The sequence below is a fragment of the Streptomyces sp. 150FB genome (genome assembly GCF_000818195.1).
Classification (GTDB): Bacteria; Actinomycetota; Actinomycetes; order Streptomycetales; family Streptomycetaceae; genus Streptomyces.
Genome location: NZ_JTHL01000001.1, coordinates 1,260,975 through 1,280,478 on the forward strand (window position 1 = coordinate 1,260,975; position 19,504 = coordinate 1,280,478).

The 19,504-nt window shown below is 70.7% G+C and carries 18 protein-coding genes; 4 read left to right on the plus strand and 14 right to left on the minus strand.

What is annotated here, in order from left to right:
* From QR77_RS04930 to QR77_RS04950, 4 genes are all read right to left on the minus strand, one after another.
* On the minus strand, nucleotides 1-534 hold a 534-nt coding region (locus QR77_RS04930; protein WP_040019847.1), incomplete at its 3' end, for an amidohydrolase family protein.
* Between the two features lie 76 nt (nucleotides 535-610).
* The gene (locus QR77_RS04935; protein ID WP_040019848.1) at nucleotides 611-2,113 is read right to left on the minus strand and encodes a SulP family inorganic anion transporter; all 1,503 of its coding nucleotides are present in this window, start codon (nucleotides 2,111-2,113) and stop codon (nucleotides 611-613) included.
* A 371-nt stretch (nucleotides 2,114-2,484) separates the two neighbouring features.
* The gene (gene hemC, locus QR77_RS04945) at nucleotides 2,485-3,423 is read right to left on the minus strand and encodes a hydroxymethylbilane synthase (protein WP_040019850.1); all 939 of its coding nucleotides are present in this window, start codon (nucleotides 3,421-3,423) and stop codon (nucleotides 2,485-2,487) included.
* 199 nt (nucleotides 3,424-3,622) lie between these two features.
* Nucleotides 3,623-4,063, minus strand: coding sequence for an Lrp/AsnC family transcriptional regulator (locus QR77_RS04950; protein WP_040019851.1), 441 nt, complete (start codon nucleotides 4,061-4,063; stop codon nucleotides 3,623-3,625).
* A 204-nt stretch (nucleotides 4,064-4,267) separates the two neighbouring features.
* Between QR77_RS04950 and QR77_RS04955 the strand changes: the two genes are divergently transcribed.
* A complete protein-coding gene (locus QR77_RS04955; RefSeq protein WP_040019852.1) occupies nucleotides 4,268-4,684 on the plus strand; it encodes a hypothetical protein in 417 nt (138 codons plus the stop codon).
* Between the two features lie 136 nt (nucleotides 4,685-4,820).
* On the opposite strand, the gene QR77_RS04960 is transcribed toward QR77_RS04955, so the two are convergent.
* Nucleotides 4,821-5,993 (minus strand): acyl-CoA dehydrogenase family protein, encoded by a 1,173-nt coding sequence (locus QR77_RS04960; RefSeq protein WP_040019853.1) that lies wholly within the window; start codon nucleotides 5,991-5,993, stop codon nucleotides 4,821-4,823.
* Between the two features lie 376 nt (nucleotides 5,994-6,369).
* Between QR77_RS04960 and QR77_RS04965 the strand changes: the two genes are divergently transcribed.
* A complete protein-coding gene (locus tag QR77_RS04965) occupies nucleotides 6,370-7,653 on the plus strand; it encodes a glycoside hydrolase family 18 protein (RefSeq protein WP_040019854.1) in 1,284 nt (427 codons plus the stop codon).
* Between the two features lie 124 nt (nucleotides 7,654-7,777).
* Here QR77_RS04965 and QR77_RS04970 read toward each other — a convergent pair whose 3' ends face one another.
* Entirely contained in the window at nucleotides 7,778-8,551 is a 774-nt protein-coding gene (locus tag QR77_RS04970) for a TetR/AcrR family transcriptional regulator (RefSeq protein WP_347359770.1), read from the minus strand.
* 139 nt (nucleotides 8,552-8,690) lie between these two features.
* Nucleotides 8,691-10,085 (minus strand): peptidase C39 family protein, encoded by a 1,395-nt coding sequence (locus QR77_RS04975; RefSeq protein WP_040019857.1) that lies wholly within the window; start codon nucleotides 10,083-10,085, stop codon nucleotides 8,691-8,693.
* 325 nt (nucleotides 10,086-10,410) lie between these two features.
* Here QR77_RS04975 and QR77_RS04980 point away from each other — a divergent pair, with 325 nt between their 5' ends.
* Nucleotides 10,411-11,073: a hypothetical protein gene (locus tag QR77_RS04980; RefSeq protein WP_052489534.1), complete on the plus strand. Its 663-nt coding sequence runs from the start codon at nucleotides 10,411-10,413 to the stop codon at nucleotides 11,071-11,073.
* 319 nt (nucleotides 11,074-11,392) lie between these two features.
* Nucleotides 11,393-13,330, plus strand: a complete 1,938-nt coding sequence (locus QR77_RS04985; RefSeq protein ID WP_040019858.1) for an AAA family ATPase — start codon at nucleotides 11,393-11,395, stop codon at nucleotides 13,328-13,330.
* A gap of 34 nt (nucleotides 13,331-13,364) precedes the next feature.
* Here the strand turns inward: QR77_RS04985 and QR77_RS04990 are convergent, their stop codons facing one another.
* From QR77_RS04990 to QR77_RS05020, 7 genes are all read right to left on the minus strand, one after another.
* A complete protein-coding gene (locus QR77_RS04990) occupies nucleotides 13,365-14,549 on the minus strand; it encodes a hemolysin family protein (protein ID WP_078876486.1) in 1,185 nt (394 codons plus the stop codon).
* Nucleotides 14,546-15,919 carry a hemolysin family protein gene (locus QR77_RS04995; RefSeq protein WP_040019859.1) on the minus strand — a complete coding sequence of 458 codons (1,374 nt, stop codon included), beginning with the start codon at nucleotides 15,917-15,919 and terminating at the stop codon, nucleotides 14,546-14,548. Before QR77_RS04995 ends, QR77_RS04990 begins: the two co-directional genes overlap by 4 nt.
* Before the next feature lie 187 nt (nucleotides 15,920-16,106).
* The gene (locus QR77_RS05000; protein ID WP_040019860.1) at nucleotides 16,107-16,550 is read right to left on the minus strand and encodes a PH domain-containing protein; all 444 of its coding nucleotides are present in this window, start codon (nucleotides 16,548-16,550) and stop codon (nucleotides 16,107-16,109) included.
* Between the two features lie 35 nt (nucleotides 16,551-16,585).
* Nucleotides 16,586-17,434 carry an ATP phosphoribosyltransferase gene (hisG, locus tag QR77_RS05005; RefSeq protein ID WP_040019861.1) on the minus strand — a complete coding sequence of 283 codons (849 nt, stop codon included), beginning with the start codon at nucleotides 17,432-17,434 and terminating at the stop codon, nucleotides 16,586-16,588.
* 103 nt (nucleotides 17,435-17,537) lie between these two features.
* Complete coding sequence (locus tag QR77_RS05010; RefSeq protein ID WP_040019862.1) at nucleotides 17,538-17,810, minus strand: phosphoribosyl-ATP diphosphatase; 273 nt, start codon at nucleotides 17,808-17,810, stop codon at nucleotides 17,538-17,540.
* A gap of 35 nt (nucleotides 17,811-17,845) precedes the next feature.
* Nucleotides 17,846-18,331 carry a 6,7-dimethyl-8-ribityllumazine synthase gene (gene ribH, locus QR77_RS05015; protein WP_040019863.1) on the minus strand — a complete coding sequence of 162 codons (486 nt, stop codon included), beginning with the start codon at nucleotides 18,329-18,331 and terminating at the stop codon, nucleotides 17,846-17,848.
* A gap of 45 nt (nucleotides 18,332-18,376) precedes the next feature.
* Nucleotides 18,377-19,504 (minus strand): bifunctional 3,4-dihydroxy-2-butanone-4-phosphate synthase/GTP cyclohydrolase II (locus QR77_RS05020; RefSeq protein ID WP_040019864.1); only part of this gene is annotated, 1,128 nt, incomplete at its 5' end.

Here is a 19,504-nt window from a genome sequence, read left to right on the forward strand (position 1 = left end):
CTCGTCCCCCTGGTAGCCGGCGAGCGAGGTCACACCCGGCACCAGGTCGAGCAGCGCCGTGGTCACCACGGCCGAGTGGACGTCGATGCGCGGCAGGTAGAGCGGCCTGCCACCGGCCGCCTCGTCGAGTTCGGCGCGGGAGGGATGCCGCCGCTCGGGCCAGCGGGCCGCGTCCCAGCCGTGGCCGAGCAGGATCGGGTCACCGGGGTGCGCGGCGCTGTGGGCCCGTACGAGACCGAGCGCTTCCGGCAGGCTCCGCGCGCCGGACAGGTCGAGCCCGGTGAGCGCGATGCCGGTCGCGGTGGTGTGGACGTGGGCGTCGGTGAACGCGGGGGTGACGAGGGCGCCTTCGAGATCGACGACCTCCTCGACCCCGGAGGCGAAGGCGTCGGCCGCGCCCTCGGAGCCCACCCAGGCGATGTGGCCGCGCTCGACGACCATCGCGGTGGCGAAGGGGTCGGCGGGGCTGTGGACTTCTCCACCGCGCAGCAGTGTGGTGCGGTGTTCGTTCGGGGAGGCGGTGCGGTCGCTCATGCTCCCTAGTCTCCCGTGCGCGAGGCCGCCTTCCCCGCGCGGGGCCGCCGAGATCGCCCACGAGGGATGCCGCGGATCACTTGCCGCCGGTGAGTTCGCCGCTGAGGCTGCTGTGCATCTTCGCGCTCTCCGTGTTGAGGCCGATGATCTCCACGCTCTTGCCGCGGTCGGCGTATTTGGCGGTGATCGCGTCCAGGGCGGCCACCGAGGAGGCGTCCCAGACGTGGGCGTCGGTCAGGTCGATGACGACGGTGCCGGGGTCGCCCGCGTAGTCGAACCGGTTGACCAGGTCGTTGCTGGAGGCGAAGAACAGCGCTCCGGTGACGGCGTAGACGACGCTGTCCCCTTCCGGGTCGCCGACCGACGTGACGTTGACCAGGTGGGCCACCCGGCGGGCGAAGATGACCATGGCGGTGACGGAGCCGACGACGACACCGATCGACAGGTTGCCGGTGGCGACCACGACGGCCACGGTGATGACCATGACGGCGGTTTCGCCGACCGGCATCCGCCTGACGGTGGCGGGTCTGACGGAGTGCCAGTCGAAGGTGCCGACCGAGACCAGGACCATGACGGCGACCAGGGCGGCCATGGGGATGTCGGAGACGACCGGGCCGAGGACGATGCACAGGATCAGCAGGAAGAACCCGGCCAGGAAGGTCGACAGGCGGGTGCGGGCACCGTTCTTGACGTTGATCATGGTCTGGCCGATCATCGCGCAGCCGCCCATGCCGCCGAAGAACCCGGTGACGATATTGGCGATGCCCTGGCCGATGGACTCCCGGGTCTTGTTGGAGCGGGTGTCGGTGATCTCGTCCACGAGTTTGGCGGTCATCAGCGACTCCATCAGCCCGACGAGCGCCATCGCCAGCGCGTAGGGGGCGATCACGGTCAGCGTATGGAGGCTGAACGGTACGTCCGGAAGCCCCGGCACGGGCAGCGAGGAGGGGAGCTTGCCCTTGTCGCCGACCGTGGGCACGGCGATGCCGGCTGCGGTGGTGATCACGGTCAGGATGACGATGGCCACCAGCGGCGCGGGCACCGCCTTGGTGATCCGGGGAAGGAACACCATCATCGCCAGGCCGGCGACGACCAGGGGATAGACCGCCCAGGGAACGTCGTGGAGGTTGGGGATCTGCGCGGTGAACAGCAGGATGCCGAGCGCGTTGACGAAGCCGACCATCACCGAACGCGGCACGAACCGCATCAGCTTCGCCACCCCGAGCGAGCCCAGCACGATCTGGAAGACCCCGGCCAGCATCACGGTCGCGATCAGATGGCTCAGCCCGTACTGCCGGGCCACCGGGGCGACGACGAGGGCGACGGCGCCCGTGGAGGCGGAGATCATCGCCGGACGTCCGCCGACGAACGCGATGACCATCGCCATCGTGCAGGCGGCGAACAGCCCGACCTTCGGGTCGACGCCGGCGATGACGGAGAACGAGATCGCCTCGGGGATCAGCGCCAGCCCGACGACCAGGCCGGCCAGGACCTCGACGCGGAAGACCTTCGGCGTGAGCCATACGGGCCGGGGCAGGCCGCGCAGCCGCGCGGGCAGGGACGGGAGGGACGTCTGCAAGACCAGGTGACCTGTCGTGCTCGGGCGCGGCCGGTCAGGGCCGCGCGAGGAGGACGCGCGGGGCCGGAACGGCTGTACGCGGGGCGCCCGGCGGTACGGGCACGGGGTGGTCGGGGAAAGGTGTTCGGGCGGGGGCGTCATCGACCCCGACACGACAGCGGCGGGCACCGGCGCCCGCACACGGCCGGAGAGCGGCACCATGGCCACCCTCGACATCGCCGACGACTCTACGCAGGGCCCGTCCCCCGGCGAGCGTGCGGCCCTCCTGGATCGCGTGGGAGCGTACGAACCGCAGCGGACCACCCGTTCCTGATCCCGACACCTGGCACGTCGTGTACGGCGCCGGTCGGACGCGATCGGCGCCGGGCGGTTCAGCCGACCGCGCTGAGGACCCTCGCCCCTTCGAGGATCGTGAACGCGCCTTGGTCGATCAGGCGCATGGCCAGGGTCGCGCCGAGTTTCTCCGGGTCGTCGGACGGGCCGGCGAGAGTCGCCGTGGCGCGTTGGCGGCCGTCGAGTGAGGTGACCTGGCCCAGCAGGGAAAGCGAACCGTCCGCGAGAATTTCGGCATGGGCGCCCACCGGAACGCTGCATCCGCCGTGGAGTTCGGCCAGCATGGCGCGTTCCGCTCTTACCGTGGCGTCGGCGACCGGGTCGCCCGCGTGGACAAGGATCTCCCGGACTGCCGTATTGTCCTCGCGAATCTGAATTCCCAGCGCCCCTTGTCCGGGACTCGGCGGGAACAGGTCCAGCGGCAGGAATTCGCCCACCGCGCTTTCCAGTCCGAGCCTGCGCAGCCCGGCGGCGGCGAGGACCACCGCGTCCAGGCCCATGGTTTCGAGTTTCTTCAGCCGGGGCGGGACGTTTCCGCGGATCGGAATCACGTTCAGGTCCGGCCGTACGGCGAGGAGTTGGGCGATACGGCGCGGGGCGCCGGTGCCGACGCGCGCGCCCTTCCTGAGGCCGGCGAGGGTGGAGCCGCAGAGGGCGTCCCTGACGTCCGCACGGCCCGGCGGGGGCAGCAGGACGAGGCCCGGCGGGTTCGACGTCGGAAGGTCCTTCAGCGAGTGGACGATGACGTCGACGTCGCCCCGGACCAGGGCCGCTTCCTGTTCCGTACTGAAGGCCGACCCGCCGCTCACCGCGCTGACGGCTGACACCGCCGACTTACGGTCCTTGTCGCCCCCTTCCAGAATCACCCGGTGCGTAAAGGTGATCTCCGGATGGCGCGCGCGGAGTGGGGCGAGATATTCGCGAACCTGGGCTTTCGCGAGATTGCTCGCGCGCGATCCGACGAAGAACGTAGCCACGGGACGACCTCTCCGAGCCTGACAGGAAGTCAGAAAAGGCTACGCGCGGTGGATGGGCGCTGATACAGACAACCGGTCGGGAAACCGGGTTCGGAATGCCGGACTCACTGATCGGTGATCGGTGATCTCCGATCAGTGAGCCAAGGCCGGGGTCACGGCAGACCCGCCCCCGGCCCCGACCTTGACCCCGGCCGAACTCCTAGAAGTGCGGGGCCCTCGCCTCGTACGGCGTCGAGAGCACCACCGTCGTACGCGTCGACACCCCAGCCAGCGACCGTATGCGCGTCAGCAGGTGCTCCAGTGCCAGCGGTGAAGCGACGCGCACCTTGAGGATGTAGTTCTCGTCGCCCGCCACGCTGTGGCACGCCTCGATCTCGGGGATTCCGGCGAGCCGCTCGGCGATGTCGTCCGGGGCGCTCGGGTCGAACGGTTTCACCGAGATGAACGCGGTCAGCGGGAGGCCGACCGCCTGGGGGTCCACCACCGCCGCGTAGCCGCGGATGATGCCGCGCTGCTCCAGCCGGCGCACCCGCTGATGCACCGCCGACGTGGACAGGCCGGTGGCCTTGCCCAGGTCGGTGTAGCTCATCCGGCCGTCCTTGACGAGTAACTCCACGATCTGGCGATCCAGCTCCTCCATGCGGTTCAACCTATGACTTGTGGGGGCCTCAGGCCCAGTCGGAGGAGGTCAGGTGTGTCACCTGCGCATGGCATGTGACGAATGCCACAGGGTCGTGACGCGGTCCGTCGATGCCGAACGGTTACCTGGCGCGCACGGAGGGAATTGCTTGCTGTGGTCGAGACCACACATGCCTGGTCGGCCCATCCGAGGGGGAATGTCTCCATGCAGAGCCTTAAGCACACCGGACGTGGCGAGCCGGAGTCCGTCGATTTCGACCGGTCCCATGAGATCGACGAGTCCGACGAGACCGACTCGTACGACACCTTCGAGATGTTCCGGGTCGTCTGCCCCGACTGTGCGCAGCCCATCGCGCTGCTGGCCGACGAGAAAGTCCTGCCCGAGCACGCGCTCTGCCCCACGCCGTGGAATCCGTTCGTGCTGTCGGTGTGCGCGGGTACGGGCCGTCCGGCGTCCGAGGCGCTGTCGGCCGACGAGACGTCGGAGGCTCAGGAGCAGGACACCGCGCTGCTGCTGACACTGCCTCAGGGCCTCGACTGGCGTACGCAGCCGTTCTCGCACGTCGGCGGCCAGGGCTCGCGCCCGTACAAGCTGCCGCACCTCCAGCGCCGCGCGGCCTGAGCGCCGGGCACAGTACCGAGCGGAGCACCGAGCGGAGCACCGGCCGGTGTCCGGCCGGACCCCGCACCCGCACCGCGGCCGCGCGCCTTCGCCACGGCCACGGTGCGGACGGTGCGGAGTCCGCCGGGCGGTCGCCTCAGCCGGTCTCGGGTCCCACCAGGTGGCGGGCGATCACCATCCGCTGGATCTGGTTGGTGCCCTCGACGATCTGAAGCACCTTCGCCTCGCGCATGTAGCGCTCCACCGGGAAGTCGGTGGTGTAGCCGTAGCCGCCGAGGACCTGTACGGCGTCCGTGGTCACCCGCATCGCCATGTCCGAGCAGAACAGCTTTGCCATGGCGGCCTGTTGGGAGAACGGCAGGCCCGCGTCGCGCAGGCGCGCGGCCGAGAGCAGCAGCGCCCTGCCCGCCTCGATACGGGTGGCCATGTCAGCGAGCAGGAAGCGCAGCCCCTGGAAGTCGGCGATGGGTCTGCCGAACTGCCGCCGCCCGGTGGCGTATTCGACGGCCTCGTCCAGGGCCGCCTGGGCGACTCCCACCGCGCAGGCGGCGATGCCGAGGCGGCCCGAGTCGAGCGCCGACAGCGCGATGGCGAAGCCCTGGCCCTCCTCACCGATACGGCGCCCGTCGGCCACCCGTACGCCGTCGAAGTGGAGTTGGGCGGTGGGTGAGCCCTTCATGCCCATCTTCTTCTCGGGGGCGGCCGCGTTCAGGCCCTCGGCGTCGCCCGGCACCAGGAACGCCGTGATGCCGCGCGCGCCCTCGCCGCCCGTGCGCGCGAGCACGGTGTAGAAGTCGGCGATGCCGCCGTGGGTGATCCAGGCCTTGGTGCCGGTGATGACCCAGTCGTCGCCGTCCCGCACGGCCCTCGTACGCAGCGAGGCCGCGTCGGAGCCCGAGGCGGGCTCGGAGAGGCAGTAGGCGCCCAGCAGGCCGCCGCCCAGCATGTCGGGGAGGTACTCGGTCTGCTGCTCCTTGGTGCCGTAGCCCGCGAGGGCGTGGCAGGCCAGGGTGTGGACGCTGACGCCGAGGCCCACGGTGAGCCGGGCAGCGGCGAGTTCTTCGAGCACCTGGAGGTAGACCTCGTACGGCTGGTCCCCGCCGCCGTGGGCGGACTCGTACGGGAGGCCCAGCAGCCCCGACGCCGAGAGTACGGAGAAGAGCGGGCGCGGGAAGTGTCCCGCCTCTTCCTCCTCGGCCGCCGCGGGCGCGATCTCCCGCTGCGTGATGTCGCGTACGAGCGCGATCAGGTCGCGCGATTCCTCGGTGGGCAGTTGGCGTTCCACGGTCTGCGGGGCGCGGTCGGGCATGTCGGCGCTCTCCTCCCGGTCGGGGCGCTACGGCGACCGCGCGCGCAGGGTGTGGCGGCGGCGCCGACTGACTTCCAGGGGATGTTCCCCCGGACGGAGTTCTACCCAACCGATGCTGCCCTCCCGGGTCGCGGAAGCGGCTGACCAGCGGCTGTGGCGCGTTGAGTATGCCCGATCGGCGGTCTTACGTCACGACCTGGGCGGCCGCTCAGGGCGGCGACTTGGTCCACACCATTGACCCAGTGGTCTAGTCCTTCTAACGTTCCCCCACACCGCATTGCGCGTTCATGCCAAGCCCGCTCCACCCAGCTCGCTCCACCGAACCCCCCACGTCATCCCCCACCCGTCCCGCCTTCCTCCCCCACGAGGAGACTTCATGCTCAGACACAACCGCTCCCGCGCCCACCTCCGTACGCTGCTCGCGGCGGCGTGCACGGCCGCGCTCGGCGTCACCCTGCTCGCCGGCGCCGGAAGTGCCTCGGCCCGTGAGGAGTCGGCGGCGAGCGCCGCCAAGGTCACCTCCGTAGCGGCTCCGGCCCCTCAGGCCGCCCCCGCGGCGGCCGGCAGCAAGGTGGTCGGCTACTTCACCGACTGGGGCGTCTACGAGCGGAATTACCACGTCAAGAACATCGAGACGTCGGGGTCCGCCGACAAGCTGACGCACATCAACTACGCCTTCGGCAATGTCACCGGCGGGAAGTGCGCCATCGGCGACGCGTACGCCGACTACCAGAAGACGTACACCGCCGACCAGAGCGTGGACGGCACCGCCGACACCTGGGACCAGCCGGTGGCCGGCAGCTTCAACCAGCTCCGCGAGCTGAAGAAGCTGCACCCCGGACTCAAGGTCATCTGGTCCTTCGGCGGCTGGAGCTGGTCGGGCGGGTTCGGCGAGGCCGCCAAGAACCCGGCCGCTTTCGCGCAGTCCTGCCACGACCTGGTCGAGGACCCGCGCTGGGCCGATGTGTTCGACGGCATCGACATCGACTGGGAGTACCCCAACGACTGCGGGCTGAGCTGTGACACCAGCGGCCCCGACGCCTTCAAGAACCTGATCTCGGCGCTGCGCACCTCCTTCGGCTCCGACCTCGTGACGGCGGCCATCACCGCCGACGGTTCGGACGGCGGCAAGATCGACTCGACCGACTACGCGGGCGCGGCCCAGTACCTCGACTGGTACAACCCGATGACGTACGACTTCTTCGGCGCCTTCAACGCGCAGGGCCCCACCGCCCCGCACTCGCCGCTCACCTCGTACGAGGGCATCCCGACCGAGGGCTTCAACTCCGACGCCGCCATCACCAAGCTGAAGGGGCTCGGCATCCCGCCGGCGAAGCTGCTGCTCGGCATCGGCTTCTACGGACGCGGCTGGACCGGGGTCACCCAGAAGGAGCCGGGCGGTACGGCGACCGGCGCAGCTCCCGGCACGTACGAGCCCGGCATCGAGGACTACAAGGTCCTCAAGACCTCGTGCCCGGCGAACGGTACGGTCGCCGGCACCGCGTACGCCTTCTGCGGCAACCAGTGGTGGAGCTACGACACCCCCGCCACCATCGCCGGGAAGATGGACTACAAGAACCAGCAGGGCCTCGGAGGGACCTTCCTCTGGGAGCTGAGCGGTGACACGTCCAACGGTGAACTGATCAAGGCCGTCAACTAGATCGGCCAGATCCTGGCCCGGTCCTGGCACCGCCAGGACCGGCCGCCAGGACCGGCCACCAGGACCGGCCACCGGAAACGGACCGGGGGCGGGGCGCCACAGGGCCCCCGCCCCCGGTTTCCCTTCAGGACTCCGGTGACTCCGGTGACTCCGGTGACTCCGCGGGCTCAGGTGCTTCGGCCGGCTCAGGTGGCGCCGAGGCGGTGTCCCCGTCGGCTCTGCCGGTGTACGGGTGGAAATCGTTGTCAGGCGGCGGCGCCGGGCACTCCGGCGTGAACTCCTCGATGGTGTTGAGCGTATGGCGGAGCATCCGCACCAGCAGGTCGCGCGGAATCTCCAGCGTCAGTTCGTCCCGGTAGTTCAGCCATTCGAGCGTGAGCCACTCGACGCTGCTGAGCCAGCCCAGCAGGGCGAGGCGCGCGATCGGCGGCACGTCCGTACGGCCGTAGGCGCCCTCCGCCACCGTCGAGACCAGCCCCGTCCGCACGGCGTCGCGTATCGACTGCACCTGGGTGTCGAAGCCGACGCCGCCGTTGATGATCGTGCGGTACGCGGCCTCGTTGTCCTTGGCGAAGCGCAGATAGGCCTCGACCGTGCGCTGCACGCGCTCGGTGCGGGGCAGGTCGCTCCCGCCCGCCGCGAGCGTGACCAGCTCGCCGACCGAGTCCTCGATGATCGCCATGTAGTAGCCGCGTTTGTTCTCGAAGTAGTAGTAGATCAGCCCCTTGGCGACTCCCGCGTGCTTGGCGATGTCATCCATCGACAGTGCGTCGTAGGAGGTGTCGGAGAACAACTTCCTACCGGTTGCGATGAGTTCGGAACGCCGTACCTGCGATCGTACGGACGGGCCGCGCTGTTGACTACGATTCAAATTCGCGTCCTGGTCTCCGGCTGCCACAGAATTCCCGCAGTATGGCAGAGAGGGCCAGGGGTGTTTCCGTCGGTAGCCCCCCAGGACACGCAGAGTTGCCCGCCGTGACCCCGACGGTGGACGGGATCACGGCGGCAAGGTGTCACGGCGTCACGGGGTCATCCCGTCAGAGCAGGCCGACCGCCCGCAGTGCCGTGCGCTGCGCCGAGGTCGGTTCGGCGGGCCAGTAGACGTAGCAGACACCGCCCGTACCGGACACCACGGCGCCGCTCGCGTTGTAGCGCTTGGTGCGGAGCCAGATGTTCTCCCACTCCGCGCGCTTGTAGATCCGGCGTACGGCGTCGTCGTTCGGCGAGGCCGGGTCGTTGGCGATCACGTCGCCGGCGGCCGTGAAGCCGATGACGGTCATGAGATGGCCCGCGGTCCCGTAGCCCGACCCGGTCAGCTCCTTCTCCAGGAACGACTGCGACGTGATGACGGGGATGCCGGCGCGCACGAGCGTCTCGGCGTCGGTGAGCGAGCCGAGCCGGGTGACGGCGCTGCTCAGGCCCTGGTACGTGGCGGCGTACGCGGCGTTGAACGGCCAATTGCCACAGCCGTCGTACTGGTAGTCGAAGGTGTACCTGGCCGAGTGACAGACCTGCGGGTCCGCGTAGTCCGGGTTCACCCAGGCCAGGTCCTTGGCCGAGGGTCCCCGTCCCCAGTACTGGATGATCATCGCCGAGGAGGTGGGGCTGCACCAGGCCTCGCCGCCCCCGTCGTACTCCGGGTACTGACCGTCGTGGATGTCCTGCGAGAAGCGCGGTACGCGCAGCTCGCGCGCCAGCGCCGGCTTCGAGGCCGGGACGGTGAAGCGGTCCGGGATGTCGGAGGCCATGGCACCGAGGCGGCGGACCACGGGCGTGAGCCGGGTGCCGGGCTTGCGGTACAGGGTCAGGCGCAGTTGGTACGAGTCGAGGCGCAGCCCGCTCGCGGCGTCGTCCACCGCGAAGGTGTCGGTCGAGATGCTGCTGCGCCCGTCGGTCTGGTCGTCGACGGAGGTACGCCGGATGTCACCGTCGCCGTCCCCCGCCGTCCAGCGGCCCATGACGTACCACGGGGTCTCGGCGCCGTCCGAGTAGCGGCCCTGGAGCTCGACCTGGAGCCAGGTGCCGGAGGGCGTCTCGGCGTTCCAGGAGGCGATGGCCTCGGTCGCGGGGACCGACGAGCGGTGGACGGGCGAGGTCCACGTGCCGTACTCCCAGGTGGCGGTCTTTCCGGTGTGCGGGTCGGCGTAGGCGACGCTGCCGGTCGGTGTCGCGATCACCAGGCCGGGGCGACCGGCGGCGGTGACGGCCTGGGTGCCGTAGGCCGTACCGGCGCGCCAGTCGTCGTACGAGGCCCAGAACGCGTTGTCCACGAGAGGGTTCGAGCGGCCGGAGGGCCCAGGAGCGGACCCGGGCGAGGGGGCTGACGGATCCGGTGACGCCGCTGCCGCCGGTGAGGCGGACAGGGCACCGGCGCCCGCGGCGGCGGCGAGCGCCGCGGCGAGAACGGTTCTGCGGGAAGTAGGCCTGGTCATGGGACCCCCGGTCGGAAGCGGACGGGCAACGGCACGACACTCGCGACCAACTATCCCCGCTCCCTACGGGATTCGGCCAGCGATTCGAGCCGCGTCGCCCGAGCAATATTGGTCTCTACCACTGGTGTGACCTGGGGTCGCTCGCAGAATCGCTCGTAGAATCGGACGGGTGGACGACAACCGGCCCCCTGACTCGCACGGTGAGCGGCGCAGTGAGCGTGAGCAGCGCGGCGACCCGCGCACGGATGCGCGCACCGCGTCACGCGCCGCCCCGCGCTCCGGTCCGCACCCCGATGCGCCCGCCGGCCCGGCGGAGCCCTCCGCCCTGACCGGGACGGCCGATGCCCTGCGGGCCCTGGGGCCCTCCTGCGGCCCGGTGCGGCTCGTCGCCGTCGACGGCCACGCGGGCTCCGGCAAGAGCACCTTCGCCGGCCGACTGGCGGAGGCACTCGGCGGCGCGCCCGTCCTCCACCTCGACGACCTCGCGACCCACGAGCAGTTCTTCGACTGGACGGAACGGCTGGTCACGCAGGTGCTCACACCCCTCGCGCACGGCGCGGGCGCGCGCTACGAACCGTACGACTGGACCCTGCGGCGCTTCCTCGCGCCGCGTGATCTGGCCCCCGCCGAGGTGGTCGTCGTCGAGGGAGTGGGCGCCGGGCGGCGGGTGCTCCGGCCGTATCTGGCGCGGCTGCTCTGGATGGAACGGGCCGCGCCGGACTCGTGGGAGAGGGGACGGCGGCGGGACGGACCGGCGCTGTCAGCCTTCTGGGACGACTGGACAGCCGCGGAGACACGCCATTTTGAGCGTGATCCATCCCGCCCTTTCGCCGATGCCCTGGTGCGGGAGGTGCAGGAGGGATACGTGTTGCGCAAGGGACCCTCGGCGGCGGCGCGGCCGATCGGTACGATCACCCAAAGTGATCAGCCGCATCCCCCATACCGACCAGTCGGAAATCACTCGCCCGGGAGCCCCAACTGTGCTTGACCGAGGGGCGGGACAGGTCTTACGTTTTCAATGTGCGGCTTCCAGCAAGCCGCCGCAGACGCGAAGCCCCCGGTTGTTCCCCCGTGATCGGGGGCTTCGTTCTGCCCTCTTCGCGGCTTTCGGCGCGCGCCGGCGCCCCATTCGCTCACCCACCGTCACGACCTCGTCAGCTCGGTGGTGCCCTTAGTCGCACACCATCTGCGCAGGTACGATGCATTCCGGTGCGGTCAATTCCCGTCCGCGGAATGGTGGTTCAGCACGCTGCCGACGGGCGCCCGCCCGGCGGGACATCACGGGTGCGCATGGTGTGGGGGACCTGATGGACAGCGGCACGCAGGGCACGGGTGCCCCGGCCGACCTCGCCTGGGTACGTGGCATGGACGCGTACACCATGGGCGCCTATCCGCAGGCGGAGGACGAGTTCAGGACGGCCGTCCGGCTCGACCCCGGGATGGCCGACGGCTGGCTCGGTCTGCACGCGCTGCGCGTCGAGACCACCACCGCCCTGCTGCGTATGTACAGCCACCACGCACGCTTCGGCGAGCAGCGCGCCCGGCACGGCCGCACCCTCAACTCCTGGTACTGGCTCGGCTGGTGGGTCCAGCCGGTGCTGGAGAGCGGACGCGATCTGCTGCTGGCGCACGCCTCGCACTGGCTCGACGGCCGGCACGTACCCGAACTCGACCGGGCGCTCGCCGGACTGCCGCCCGTCGACGCCGATCCCCAGGTCCGGTTCCTGCACGCGTGCCGGTCCTATCTGGTCAAGGACTGGGACCAGTTGGTACGCCACACGGAGCGGCTCGTCGACGACCCGCTGCTCGGTATCGAGGCGGGGCTCTTCGGCGGCATGGCCCGGGTCAGGCTCGAAATGTACGGGCAGGCAGAGCCGTTGCTCTCGGCGGCGCTGATGCGCTGTCGCAGCGAGCAGCCACAGCGCAAGGAGTTGCGGTACTGGCTGGCGCGCGCCCGCGAGGGAACGGGGCGCAGCGCGGCGGCCTTACCCCTGTACCGCGCCGTTCACCGGATAGATCCGGCGTTCATGGACACGGCGGCGCGCCTCGCGGCGATCACCGACTCCGACGGGTACGACAACTCCGACGACCCGGCGGGTCTCGCCTCGGTCGCGCTGGCGGGATTCGGGCAGGACGCCGCCGACGCGCAGAGCGAGGCGGACACCGCGTACGGCCAGGAGCCGCACTTCGGGAGCGAACCGCCGTCCGCGCCCTCGCAGTCGTCCCCGTCCTCGCAGTCGTCCTCCCAGCTCCCCGGCGCGATACCGCCGGCGGTCCAGCCCGACGACGTACGCGAGAAGGCGCCCCCGCCGCCGGTGGGCCCCCCTCCCCCACAGTTCCCCGACGGGCCGACCGATCCGGTCCTGCTCGCCCAGGCGCTCGCCGAGCTGGAGCGGATGGTCGGGCTCGAACCGGTGAAGCGGCAGGTCAAGGCGCTGTCGGCGCAGCTCAACATGGCCAGGCTGCGGGCGCGCGAGGGGCTTCCGCTCCAGCCGCCCAAGCGGCACTTCGTCTTCTCGGGCCCCTCGGGGACGGGCAAGACGACGGTCGCGCGCATCCTCGGCCGGATCTTCTACGCCCTCGGACTGCTCGGCGGCGACCATCTCGTCGAGGCCCAGCGCGCCGACCTGGTCGGCGAGTTCCTCGGCCAGACGGCGGTCAAGGCCAACGAGCTGATCGACTCGGCGATCGGCGGGGTCCTCTTCGTCGACGAGGCGTACAGCCTCTCCAACTCCGGCTACACCAAGGGCGACGCGTACGGTGACGAGGCGCTTCAGGTGCTCCTGAAGCGTGCCGAGGACAGCCGCGACCATCTGGTGGTGATCCTGGCCGGCTATCCGGAGGGCATGGACCGGCTGCTCGCCACCAACCCGGGCCTCTCCTCCCGCTTCACCTCACGGGTCGACTTCCCGAGCTACCGCCCGCTGGAACTGACGGCGATCGGCGAGGTGCTGGCCGCCGAGAACGGCGACCTGTGGGACGAGGAGTCGCGGGACGAGCTGCGCTCCATCAGCGCGCACGTGGTCGACCAGGGCTGGATCGACGAGCTGGGCAACGGCCGCTTCCTGCGCACGCTGTACGAGAAGAGCTGCGCCTACCGTGATCTGCGGCTCTCCGGGTACAGCAGCACGCCGGGCCGCGACGATCTGGCGACGCTGCGGCTGCCCGACCTGATGCAGGCGTACGGCGAGGTGCTGTCGGGCCGGGGCCCGGTGAACCGGGGGCCCCAGGACCCGGCGGGGTAGTGAGCGCCCCGCCGGGGCCCGGGCCGAGCGCGGCTCAGCGTGCCAGCACCTGGTCGGCCTGCTCGGGAAGATCGGCCTGATCCGGACGGCCCTGCTGATCCGGGAGCCCCTGCTGATCCGCGAGATCGGACTCCGCCGCCGGGTCGGCGGCGCGCTGCTCCCCGACGAGCGCCCCGACGCGTTCGTTCTCCCGGTGGGACGGGTCGCGCACCTCACCCACCAGCATCTCCAGCACGTCCTCCAGCGCCACCAGGCCGAGGACCCGCCCGGAGGCGTCGGCGACCTGCGCCAGGTGGGTGGCGGCCCGCCGCATCACGGTCAGCGCGTCGTCCAGCGGGAGTTCCGCCCGCAGCGTCGCCATCGGCCGCCAGACGTGCTGCGGTACGGCGCGCTCGCCGGCCTCCAGGTCGAGGACGTCCTTGACGTGCAGGTATCCCATGAAGGCGGCATTGCCCTCGGCGCAGACCGGGAAGCGGGAGTAACCCGTACGTACGGTCAGCTCCTCGATCTCCCTCGGCGTGACCGAGGGGGTCACCGTCACCAGTGAGCCCCGGGTCAGCAGGACGTCCGTCACCGGGCGGCTGCCGAGTTCGAGCGCGTCCTCCAGGCGTTCCTGCGCCTCGGGTTCGAGGAGTCCGGCCTGTCCCGAGTCCTCGACGAGCCGGTTGAGCTGTTCGCTCGTGAAGACGGACTCCACCTCGTCCCTGGGCTCGACGTGGAAGGCCCGCAGCACCAGCCGGGCGCAGGCGCCCAGCGCCGCGGTGACCGGGCGGCAGAGCCGGGCGAAGCCGACGAGCCCGGGGCTGAGCCAGAGCGCGGTCTTCTCGGGGGCCGCCATGGCGAGGTTCTTGGGGACCATCTCGCCGATGACGAGGTGCAGGGAGACGACCAGCGCCAGGGCTATGACGTAACCGAGCGGGTGGATCAGCCCCTCGGGCAGCCGGGCCGCGTGGAAGACGGGCTCCAGGAGGCTCGCCACGGTCGGCTCGGCGACGGCGCCCAGGGTCAGTGAGCAGACGGTGATGCCGAACTGGGCCGCCGCCATCATCTGCGGCAGGTTCTCCAGGCCGTACAGCGCCTGTCTCGCGCGCGCGGAGCCCTGCGCCGCGTGCGGCTCGATCTGGCTGCGGCGTACGGAGACGAGAGCGAACTCCGCTCCGACGAAGAACCCGTTGGCCAGGACGAGCAGGACGGCGAAGACGAGTTGCAGGACGCTCATCGGGGGCCCTCCGCCATCGCGGGGGCGGCGTGGGCGTCGGCGGGCGCCGCGCCCGGGGCGCCGGTCGTACGCACCAGCCGGACGCGTTCGGCGCGGTAGCGGCCGACCTGGCGTACGGAGAGCCGCCAGCCGGGCAGCTCGGCGCGGTCACCGGGGGCGGGGATACGGCCCAGCAGGTCGGCGACGAGTCCGGCGAGGGTCTCGTAGGGACCGTCGGGCACGTCCAGGCCGATCCTCCGCAGGGCCGGCACCCGGCAGCTTCCGTCGGCCTCCCAGGCGGGGTTGCCGTCCTCGGGGGCGACGGGGGCCAGTTCGGGCCGGCCGTCGCCCTCGGCGTCGTGCTCGTCGCGTACCTCGCCGACCAGCTCCTCGATGATGTCCTCCAGGGTCACGACCCCAGCGGTGCCGCCGTACTCGTCGACCACCACGGCTATGGGCTGTTCGTTGCGGAGCCGCGCGAGGAGCTGCTGCACGGGGAGCGTCTCGGGGACGAGCAGCGCGGGGACGGCGATGGTGCCGGCCTGGGTCCTGAGCCGTTCGCCCACGGGCACGGCGAGCGCGTCCTTGAGATGCACCATTCCCACGATTTCGTCGAGGCGCTCCCGGTAGACGGGGAAGCGCGACAGGCCGGTGGCCCGGGTCAGATTGAGGACGTCCGCCGCTGTCGCGTCGGACTGGAGGGCGCTCACCTTCACCCGGGGGGTCATGACGTGCTGGGCGGTGAGCCGTCCGAGTGACAGCGTGCGGACGAACAGGTCCGCGGTGTCCTGTTCGAGGGTGCCGGCCCGGGCCGAGTGGCGGGCCAGCGAGACGAGTTCGCCGGGGGTACGGGCCGAGGCGATCTCGTCGGCGGGCTCCACGCCCAGCATCCGTACGAGCCGGTTGGCCAAGGTGTTGAGCAGCGCGATCACCGGCCGGAACACCATGGTGAAGCGGGCTTGCGGACCGGCGACGAACCGGGCGACCTGGAGCGGCCTGGAGACCGCCCAGTTCTTCGGTACGAGTTCGCCGATCACCATCTGGACAGCGGCGGCGAGCAGCATCCCGACCACCACGGCGATCCCGGAGGCGGCCCCTTCGGGCAGTCCGGTCGCGGTGAGCGGTCCGTCGAGGACCTGCGCGAGGGCGGGTTCGGCCAGCATGCCGACGACCAGTGAGGTGATGGTGATGCCGAGCTGGGTGCCGGAGAGCTGGAAGGACAGTTCCCGCAGGGAGGTGACCACGGCGCGGGCGCGGCGGTCGCCGGCCGCCGCGGCACGCTCGGCGTCCGGCCGGTCCACGGTGACAAGGCCGAACTCGGCGGCCACGAAGAAGCCGTTGGCGAGGATGAGCAGGAATGCCCCGGAGAGCAGCAGAAGGGGGATGGTCATGCCGCCGCCTCGTCGAAGGGGGCGGCGCAGGTACTACCGGATGATCCGTCCATTGCTGGAGGGAGTCACTCCTCGGGTCGCAGGGTGCCCCACCGGCCGGTCGCGGCCGTCAGTCGTGGGGCGGGGCGCTCTCGGCGCCTCCGCCACCAGAGTAATCAAGACAGTGGCCGGGAGGGCAGGGCAGGGCTCAGGTGTTGTCGGTGCCGGTGCCATGGATTTCGGCGAGCGCCCGCAGGGCGCGGGCGTCGCGCAGGGCGTGCGCCTTGGCGATCCCCGGCTGGATGCCCAGCGCGGGCAGGCTGCTGCCGTCGCTGAGGTCGAGGAAGACCCAGGGGTCGCCCTGGCGCAGATTGACCCGCAGGATCTCGGCCCAGGCCAGCTTGCGGGTACGGGTGAGGTTGACGACGGTCACGCCGTCCTCGTCGGCGACGACCTTGGGCCGGCTGAGGATGGCGAGTACCCCGAAGAAGAGCAGCGCCGTGAAGATGAAACTGAGCCGCTCCGGGGCCTTGACGTGGTCGAGCAGCAGCGCGCCCGCCGTTATCACGACGAACATCACCGACCCGACGGTCAGCAGCACGATCTTCGTACGGAGCGGCCTGAACGTGACGGGGAGTGCGGGCGCTGGCATGAGGTCCCTGTTCTCCGGTGCGCGCGCTGCCGGCATCAGAGGCGGCAGGCGTGGATGGCCGTGGTGAGGATGGCGCGGGCGCCCAGCTCGTACAGGTCGTCCATGATCCGCTGCGCGTCCTTGGCGGGGACCATCGCGCGGACGGCGAACCAGCCTTCGTTGCGCAGCGGTGAGACGGTGGGCGACTCGAGCCCCGGGGTGAGGGCCGCCGCGCGCTCCAGGTGCTCGGTGCGGCAGTCGTAGTCCATCATCACGTAGCTGCGGGCGACGAGCACGCCCTGGAGCCTGCGCAGGAACTGCTGGACCTTCGGCACCTCGGGGTCGGCGCCCCTGCGCCGGATGACCACGGCCTCGGAGGTCATGATCGGCTCGCCGATCGCTTCGAGGCCCGCGTTGCGCATCGAGGTTCCGGTCTCCACGACGTCGGCGATGATCTGGGCGACCCCCAGCTCGATCGCGGTCTCGACCGCTCCGTCGAGGTGGACGACGGAGGCGTCGACGCCGTGGTCGGCGAGGTGCTTGGCGACGATCCCCTCGTACGAGGTGGCGACGGTCATACCGGCGAAGTCCGCGATGCCGGTCGCGGTGCCGGGCTTGGCCGCGTAACGGAACGTCGAGCGGGCGAAGCCCAGCGGCAGGATGTCCTCGGCGTCGGCGCCGGAGTCCAGCAGGAGGTCGCCTCCCGTGATGCCGATGTCGAGCTTGCCCGAGCTGACGTAGATCGCGATGTCGCGGGGGCGGAGGTAGAAGAACTCGACCTCGTTCTCCGGGTCGACCAGGACGAGTTCCTTGGACTCCTTGCGCTGCTGGTAGCCGGCCTCATGGAGCATCGCCGACGCAGGTCCTGACAGGGATCCTTTGTTGGGAAGGGCGATGCGGAGCATGAGGTCGTTTTCCTTTGTGCGAAGGGGTGATGAGGTGACGCGGTGACTCGATGAAGCGGTCGTGCGGGTGGTGCCGGGTGCTGCGCGGGATATGGGGAGGCGCTCAGAGATGGGAGTAGACGTCGTCGAGGGAGATGCCGCGGGCGACCATCATCACCTGGACGTGGTAGAGGAGCTGGGAGATCTCCTCCGCCGCGGCTTCCTTGCCCTCGTACTCGGCGGCCATCCACACCTCGGCCGCCTCCTCGACGACCTTCTTGCCGATGGCGTGCACCCCCTTGCCCACGAGTTCCGCGGTGCGGGAGGTGGCGGGGTCGCCGTCGGCGGCCTTCTGCTGGAGCTCGGTGAAAAGTTCCTCGAACGTCTTCTTCGACATGATGGCCTCTACTTTACGGTGCCCGCCACCGCCGTTCAGCGCCAGGGTTCGGAGATCGAGCGCAGGATCGTCGCCGTGGCGAGGGCCGCTGTCACGGCCTCGTGGCCCTTGTCCTCGTTGGAGCCCTCAATGCCTGCCCGGTCCAGCGCCTGATCCTCGGTGTCGCAGGTCAGGACGCCGAAGCCGACCGGGACGCCGGTGTCGACCGAGACCTGGGTGAGGCCCTGGGTGACGCCCTGGCACACGTACTCGAAGTGGGGGGTGCCACCCCGGATGACGACTCCGAGGGCGACGATCGCGTCGTAGCCGCGTCCGGCGAGGACCTTCGCGACGACCGGCAGCTCGAAGCTCCCGGGGACGCGTACGAGGGTCGGCTCGGCGATGCCGAGATCGCTCAGCGCGCGCAGGGCGCCGTCGACAAGGCCGTCCATGACCTTCTCGTGCCACTGTGCCGCGATCACGGCGACCCTCAGGTCTCCGCAGTTCTTCACACTCAGTTCGGGTGCGCCCTTGCCGCTCACGTCTCTCCTCGGAACTCGTTCTCAGGGGTGGTGGTACTGGGTGTCTTACTGGTTGCCGCAGGCGGAGGCGCCCGCTGCGGGGTCCAGCCAGGGCAGGTCGTGCCCCATCCGGTCCCGCTTGGTGCGCAGGTAGCGGAGGTTGTGCTCGCCGGCCTGGACGGGCATCGGCTCGCGTCCGGTGACCCGCAGGCCGTGCCGGACGAGCGCGCTGGTCTTCTCGGGGTTGTTGGTCATCAGCCGGAGGCTGTGGACGCCGAGGTCTTCGAGGATCTGCGCGCCCGCCGCGTAGTCGCGGGCGTCGGCGGGCAGCCCCAGCTCCAGGTTGGCGTCCAGGGTGTCGCGCCCGCGCTCCTGGAGTTCGTACGCGCGCAGCTTCGACAGCAGGCCGATACCGCGTCCCTCGTGCCCGCGCAGGTAGACGACGACTCCGCGGCCCGCCTCGGTGATGCGCTCCATGGACGCCTGGAGCTGGGGGCCGCAGTCGCAGCGCAGCGAGCCGAAGATGTCTCCGGTCAGGCATTCGGAGTGGACCCGTACGAGGACGTCCTCGCCGTCGCCGATCTCGCCGTGGACGAGCGCGACATGCTCGACGCCGTCGGTGGCCGAGCGGTAGCCGTACGCCTTGAACTCCCCGAAGGTGGTGGGGAGACGGACCTCGGCCTCGCGGCGTACGGTCGGCTCGGACGTACGGCGGTAGGCGACCAGGTCCTCGATGGAGATGATCGTCAGGCCGTGCTTGCGGGCGAACGGGATCAGCTCGGGCAGCCGCAGCATCACGCCGTCCTCGCCGGCGATCTCGACGATCGCGCCGGCCGGCCGCAGACCGGCGAGGCGCGCCAGGTCGACGGCGGCCTCGGTGTGGCCGCCGCGTACGAGCACGCCGCCGGGCCTGGCGCGCAGCGGGAAGACATGGCCGGGCCTGACGAAGTCGCTGGACACGGCGCCGCCGCTCGCGAGGAGCTGGAGCGTGGTGGCCCGGTCGGCGGCGGAAATGCCGGTGGTGACGCCGTGGGCGGGTCCGGCGTCGACGGAGATCGTGAACGCGGTGCTCATCGATTCCGTGTTGTGGTCGACCATCTGCGGCAGGGCAAGCCGGTCGAGGTCCGCGCCTTCCATGGGGGCGCAGATCAGCCCCCCGGACTCGCTCTCGTATAAACCCCGGNTAATAATGTA

Coding starts and splice junctions, on each gene's coding strand:
- QR77_RS04950 (WP_040019851.1), bottom strand. CDS start 4,063: ATGGAGGAGCTGGATCGCCAGATCGTGGAGTTACTCGTCAAGGACGGC.
- QR77_RS04955 (WP_040019852.1), top strand. CDS start 4,268: ATGCAGAGCCTTAAGCACACCGGACGTGGCGAGCCGGAGTCCGTCGAT.
- QR77_RS04960 (WP_040019853.1), bottom strand. CDS start 5,993: ATGCCCGACCGCGCCCCGCAGACCGTGGAACGCCAACTGCCCACCGAG.
- QR77_RS04965 (WP_040019854.1), top strand. CDS start 6,370: ATGCTCAGACACAACCGCTCCCGCGCCCACCTCCGTACGCTGCTCGCG.
- QR77_RS04975 (WP_040019857.1), bottom strand. CDS start 10,085: ATGACCAGGCCTACTTCCCGCAGAACCGTTCTCGCCGCGGCGCTCGCC.
- QR77_RS04985 (WP_040019858.1), top strand. CDS start 11,393: ATGGACAGCGGCACGCAGGGCACGGGTGCCCCGGCCGACCTCGCCTGG.
- QR77_RS04990 (WP_078876486.1), bottom strand. CDS start 14,549: ATGAGCGTCCTGCAACTCGTCTTCGCCGTCCTGCTCGTCCTGGCCAAC.
- QR77_RS04995 (WP_040019859.1), bottom strand. CDS start 15,919: ATGACCATCCCCCTTCTGCTGCTCTCCGGGGCATTCCTGCTCATCCTC.
- QR77_RS05000 (WP_040019860.1), bottom strand. CDS start 16,550: ATGCCAGCGCCCGCACTCCCCGTCACGTTCAGGCCGCTCCGTACGAAG.
- hisG (WP_040019861.1), bottom strand. CDS start 17,434: ATGCTCCGCATCGCCCTTCCCAACAAAGGATCCCTGTCAGGACCTGCG.
- QR77_RS05010 (WP_040019862.1), bottom strand. CDS start 17,810: ATGTCGAAGAAGACGTTCGAGGAACTTTTCACCGAGCTCCAGCAGAAG.